4 protein-coding genes are annotated in these 6,069 nt (G+C 72.5%); all 4 read right to left on the reverse strand.

The window, feature by feature from the left end:
* Window positions 1–21 precede the first annotated feature (21 nt).
* Window positions 22–1,209 (reverse strand): VanZ family protein, encoded by a 1,188-nt coding sequence (locus HZZ10_RS04260; RefSeq protein ID WP_179912533.1) that lies wholly within the window; start codon window positions 1,207–1,209, stop codon window positions 22–24.
* A 152-nt stretch (window positions 1,210–1,361) separates the two neighbouring features.
* Entirely contained in the window at window positions 1,362–3,734 is a 2,373-nt protein-coding gene (locus tag HZZ10_RS19360) for a mechanosensitive ion channel domain-containing protein (protein WP_308507482.1), read from the reverse strand.
* A gap of 177 nt (window positions 3,735–3,911) precedes the next feature.
* Complete coding sequence (locus HZZ10_RS04270; protein ID WP_308507483.1) at window positions 3,912–4,901, reverse strand: HAD family hydrolase; 990 nt, start codon at window positions 4,899–4,901, stop codon at window positions 3,912–3,914.
* On the reverse strand, window positions 4,898–6,069 hold a 1,172-nt coding region (locus tag HZZ10_RS04275; RefSeq protein WP_179912534.1), incomplete at its 5' end, for a cysteine protease StiP family protein. The genes HZZ10_RS04270 and HZZ10_RS04275, both read right to left, overlap by 4 nt.

The raw sequence follows: 6,069 nt of genomic DNA on the forward strand, positions 1-6,069 counted from the left end.
GAGCACCGGGGCCTGAGGCCTTCAGACCTTCCTGACGTCAGCCCGTTCCCCCGACCTGACGGCCCGAGAGTCGACGAGGGTCGCACCCGAGAGCGCGAAGGACACCCCACGCCTGCCCTCGGTCGCCAGCACCCCGAAGAAGGCCACGAGGAGCACGAGCAGAGACGCCGTCCCGGCGAGGTCTTGGACGGCGTCGGGAAGCGCGTCGACGACCTCGACAGTCGAGAGCGCAGCGTAGGCACCCCCGGTCACGCAGGCTCTGCCGAGGCGCTGAGCCAAGGTGCCGTCGCCGAGCCGACTGCGCCCGGACGCGCGGGCCGACCTCCCCCGCTCGGGCCAGGCCGGCCGCAACCACAGGGCTCGCTGCCCGAAGGAGGCTCCCGACCTCGTGAAGGCCGGGAGGACGAAGACCAGCAGACCCGGGACGGCAGTCCCGAGGACCACGTCGCTCAGCACGTCACCGTCCGGGAGCGGGTGCCCGAGGGCCAGCAGACCCGCGCGGTAGGTGAGCACCAGGACCAGCGGGACGGCTGCGAAGAGGAACCAGTCGACGGCCATGCCCGTCCAACGGCGCCACACCGTCACCGGGCGCGGACGCCCCCGCTCCCGGACGAGGTCGGCCGACCTCGGGAGCCAGACGAGCACGAGCGGGGCGACGAGCGCTCCCACGGCAGCACCGAGGGTGTTGGTCAGCACGTCGTCGACGTCGGCGATCCTGTAGGAGCAGCCGACCAGGCCGAAGACCCCCGTGTACTGCGTCACCTCGACGAGGACCGACACGGCGAAGCCGCTCACGACGGTCACGAACGCCCCGCGGTCGAAGAACCTGCGCACCGCCACGCCCCACGGCACGAAGAGCAGCACGTTGAAGACGACCTGGAGCACCGACCGGCTCCGCAGCGTCTGCGTCAGGCCGAGACCGGCGGTCTCCCGGCGGATGTCGTCGACGAAGGCCAGAGGCCGCAGCTGTGCCGCGTCGATCCCGTGCTGGGCGCACCATCCCGCGGCCCCGGAGGGCAGCGGCAGGAGCGTGTAGGCGACGAGCGCCACCCCGTACACGGCCAGACCGGCCGACACCAGCAGGCGCCGGCCCGAGAGCCGGCCGTAGCGACGGCTCTGGACGAGGACGATCGGGAGGAAGAAGACGGCGAAGAGGACAGCTCCGCCGAAGACCCCGACATAGGCAGGCCAGGTCCACTGCTGCGGCACGAGACGGCTCCGGAGGTGAGACGGGACAGGAGGGCTGTCCTAGTCAACACGCCCGTCGTCGGTGCCGGCGTCCCCCTGCCGGGCGACCTCGCAGGTAGGACGGTCCGACCAGGGTCGCACCCGGCCGCGCAGCAAGCCAGCGGTCCCCGGTGTCAGCGGCCGCCCGAGCCTTCGCCGTCGGTGCCCTCGGTGCCGCCCACAGACCCGTCCTCGCCGTCGAACCTGGGCAGACGGGTGGTCTCCTCCGTCACGCGCGGCAGACGGGCCGTCTGCTCGGTGCTCGCCGGAGCAGCGGTGTCAGCCGACCGGACCGAGCGTCGCAGCACACCCGTCCGGGTGACCGAGGGCTGGGCCTCCGTCGTGGGCTCAGCGACGGGTGCGGGTGCCTCGACAGGCTCGGCGGCACGTCGGGCCTGCGGGGCGGAGGTCTGCCCCTCGTCGTAGGCTCCACCGCTCGCCGGGGGCGGCGGCGGGACCGGGCCCGCGCTCAGCGAGTCCTCGGGAGCGGCAGCCCGGCGAGCACCCGAGGGCGGGATCGCCGCCGGACGTGCGTCGTGGACAGGACCACCCTCGGCGGGACCACCTTCGGCAGGCAGACCGTCAGGCGCTGCCGCCGGCTGCGCCACCCACGGGTTGGCTGGAGGCTGTGCTGCGTCCTCTGCCGCGGTGCGCACGGGCGCGCTGCGGTCGAGCGACGTGTCGTCTCCGTCCTGAGGCGCCGCGTCATGCTCGTGCGCCCCTGCTGGGACACCCTGAGCCGTCGTCGCGGCCCTCTCCTCCGAGGTCTCGGGCGTCGCTGCAGCCCACCCCTCCGAGGTCTCGGGCGTCATCTCGACGATCCCCGTCGCGCCAGTCTCGGTCGCGGCGCTCGCCGCCTGGGGTGCCCCGCTCGCCTCCTGGGCCGCAGCGCTACCCGCCGCCTCGTGCCCGGCGTGACGACGCTCGGGCACGCTCTCGCCCTCGACCCCCTCGGCACCCGGCACACCAGCGAGGTCGTCGTCGGTCACCGCGTCGAGCATCGCGGTCCGCTCGCGCTCGTCGATGACCTCCTGGCCAGGGCCGGAGAAGGCCTTGGACCGCTCGACGGCGGCCTCGCTCCCGGTGAACAGACCTTCGCTCGTCGCCCAGGCCATGGTCCCGGCGCTCTCGTCGGTGGACTGGCCGGGGACCGGAGTGCCCTGCCCGGACTCGTCGGCAGGGACCGCACCCAGGATCGTGGTCTTCTCCTCGGACGGGACCGGCTCAGGGAGGTTGTGGAACCCGCGCGCGGGCTCGGACAGGTGCATCCGCACACCGGGCCGGGCGGACCTGGGCGCGATGCGCCGAGGCAGCTCGGGCTCGGACGTGACCTTGGGCTTGTCCCGCTCGGCCCCGTAGCGCTGCTCGTCGAAGAGCGAGTCGAGCACACCCGAGCGCACGGGCGTCTTGCCGAGGTCGATCGCCGCAGAGTCCCCGCCGACGGACTCGAGGGCGGCGCCGACCTTCGCGTCGCTCGTCGTGAGACGGGTCCGCGGCATGCCTTGCGGCGCAGCGCGCTGCAACCAGTCCACGAGGCCCTCACGGACGTAGCAGCGCAGGTCGAAGAGCGTCCCGGCGTCGGCCGCGCTGGCGAGCGCACGCATCCGCACGTAGCCGTTGGTCGCGTCGGTCACCTGGAGGATGCCCACGCGCTTGTCCCACAGCGGCGACGCGTCGAGCAGACGCTTGAGCTCGGCGCGCATGGCCGGGACCGGCACGTCCCAGTCGAGGTCGATCTCGACGGTCCCGAGCAGCTCGGCGGCGCGTCGGGTCCAGTTCTGGAACGGGGTGGTCGTGAAGTACGTGCACGGCATGATGAGCCGTCGGTCGTCCCAGAGGTGCACGACCACGTAGGTCATGGTGATCTCCTCGATCCGGCCCCACTCCCCCTCGAGGACCACGACGTCGTCGACGCGGATCGCGTCGGTGAAGGCGATCTGCATCCCGGCGAACACGTTGCCGAGGGCGGTCTGCGCGGCGAGACCGGCGACGATCGAGATGAGACCGGCCGAGGCGAGCAGGCTGGTCCCGGCGGTCCGTGCGGCCGGGAAGGTGAAGAGCATCGCGGCGATCGCGCAGATGACCACGAGGGCGACGGTCACCCGCCGGACCACGACCACCTGGGTGCGCACCCGCCGCGCGTGACGGTTGTCGACCACGTCGGTGCGGAACCGCGCGAGGACGCTGTCCTCGACGACGAAGGCGAGCGCGCCGACGAACCAGGCGCCCACCCCGATGCCGATGATCAGCAGCCAGTGCTCGGTGCCGACCGTCCACCGGTCGGCGTCGTTGGTCGTGGACCGCAGCGCGATCAGCAGCGCGAGGACCACGAGGACGGCGCGCAGCGGACGGCGCATGCGGTGCGAGACGTCGCGGACGAACTCGCTCCGGCGACCGGCTCTGCGCACGACGATCGAGACGATCGTCCCGAGGATGTAGGCGACGACGACCGCTGCTGCGGCGACGACGAGCGTCACCACGATGTTGGAGGCTTCTTCGGTAGGCACGACCCCAGGCTAGGCACCTCACCCGGGACTGTCCTGTGAAGAGAGGTGTCAGACCTGTGACGACCTGCGGGAACACTCGCCGACGACGGTCAGACTGTGCGGGGACTCACAGCGCGGCGTCGCGAGGCGTGGGACGGGTCACGGGGAACCACAGCCCGCGTCGCCGCGAGCCCGGTCTCAGCTCTTGCCGAGCACCGCGAGAGCCTCGTCGAGCAACCACTGCGCGACCTCCTGCCCACCGGTCGCCCCCGCGGTGGCCGTGACGACCAGTCCCTCGGTCTGCCAGCCGACCTCGTGGAGCTCCCCGTGAGCAGGCCGGACAGCGCGCGTCGCGGACTCGAGCATCTCGGCGTCCAGCAGCGAGTCGCCTGCCGCCAGGACGGTCTCCGCACCGACCCGGCGCGCGACCTCCGCCACGGCGGCCCCCTTGCGCAGCCCGACCGGGACGACGTAGAGCTTGCGCCCCTGGAGCGAGGCCCGCCAGCCGTGCTCGGCGGCCCACGCGGAGACCTCCGCGACGAACCCGTCGGGCAGGGCGTCGCGGTCGACGACCGCGTAGCAGAACAGCTCTTCGGCGTTGCGCAGCTTCGAGGTGAACTCGGGCCTGAAGGTGTCGGCCATGTACTGCTGCACCTCCGCGAAGGGGTGCGAGGAGGCGGCAAGCTCACGCTCCACCTGCCGCGACCAGTCGTCGTCGGTCTCGCCGTCGACGAGCAAGAACCCGCCGTTCGCCGTGATCGCGTAGGGCACGGGCGGACCGGGCAGCGAGATCCGGCGGTACTGCGCGCGCGTCCGGGTCGTCGCCGGGACGAGGACCCCGAGCTCGGCGAGCCGGGTGATCGACGCGAGAGCCGTCCGGGTCACGTGCGAGAGCGGCTTGTGGTCGTACATCTCGACGCAGACGAGGTCTTCGTACAGCGGGCTCTCGCGCAGCTTGGTGCCGGGCGGCAGACCGAGCTTCGCGGCCTTGCCGGAGTAGATGAGCGTCCTGTCGAGGTCGCTCGCCGCGACGACGGAGCGGCGCAGCCCCGCCGAGACGACAGGTCTGTCGACCGCGACAGGCAGGTTCTCCGCCTGGTCGACCGTCGTCTCGTCGCGGGTCCCGGTACTCGCCTCGTCGAGCGTGTCCCCCGTGAGGTCGACGCTCGTCTGGTCCGCAGCCGTCACTGGGCCGCCGTCCCGTCGGCGCCGGTCGCGCCGCGCGTGAACTTCGGGTGGATCAGCCCCACACAGCTGTAGGGCAGGTCGTCGACCTCGACGACCTCGACCCCGCGCTGCTCGGCGAGCAGCAGGACGTGGCCGAGCTCTTGGCGGGCGTCCGCGCGGACGAGGATCTTCCACGGCACGCGCCGCAGGAGCACCCGCGTGGTCTCCCCGACCCCGGGCTTGACGAGGTTCACGTCACCGAGGCCGTACTCCTGCGAGATCGCCTCGACGGCCTTCCAGCCTGCCCAGGTGAGCTCGGGGGCGGGCTCGGCCCGGCGCTGCGCGACGGTCGCACGGACGGCCTCGGCCACGGACGAGAACTGCATGCTCACGCGGTCGAGGAACTCGCCCGAGACGTCGACGCCCGCGAGCTCGGAGTAGAACTTCGCCCCGTGGTACATGCCCGGGCCGATGAGCGTGTCGTTGAGGACCGTGCGCGAGACGAGCCCGGAGACCGTCGAGTTGAGGCAGGCCGAGGCGATGAGGTAGTCGTCGCGGGTCCCGAACAGCTCGGCGCAGTGCCCAGGGTCGGCGAGCACGGCGAGATCGGACCTGAAGCCCTCGACCAGCCCGAGCGCCTCGTTGGCCTCCTCGACGGCCGCGGCGAGCTCGCGGGAGATCGCCCCCTTGCCCGTCCACCCGTCGACGAACATGACGTCCTGCGGCCTGTGGTGCTCGGCGAGGTAGCGCAGCGCGAGCTGGTCGATCCCACGACCGCGGACGATGCTCACCGCATAGTGCGGCAGCACGAGGCCGTGCGCGTAGCTCGCCCACCGGCGCATGAGCACGCCGATCGGCGTGCCCGCCCGGGCGAGCGAGACGAGGACGGCCTTGTCGCCGCGCTCGGCGAGCACGAGCTCGGTCACCACGCCGACGGCGTGGGCGAGGCGCGCTGCGCTCGACCGCAGCGCGTCGTGGAACAGCTCGGTGTACTCGGGGGTCGGCTGGTACTCGACGGGCAGCGACTCCGCGTAGTGCGCGCCGCCCGACTGGATGGCCTCTTCACGCTCTTCGGTCGGCGCCTCGAGCTCGACGCCCGAGAGGTCGCTCAGCAGCCAGGCCACCTCGTGCGAGTCGTACGAGCCGAAGGCGGGACCGTGCAGGGGCGCCGGCGGGGTGGGGGCTGTCA

The organism is Sanguibacter inulinus (genome assembly GCF_013415325.1).
Lineage (GTDB): Bacteria > Actinomycetota > Actinomycetes > Actinomycetales > Cellulomonadaceae > Sanguibacter > Sanguibacter inulinus.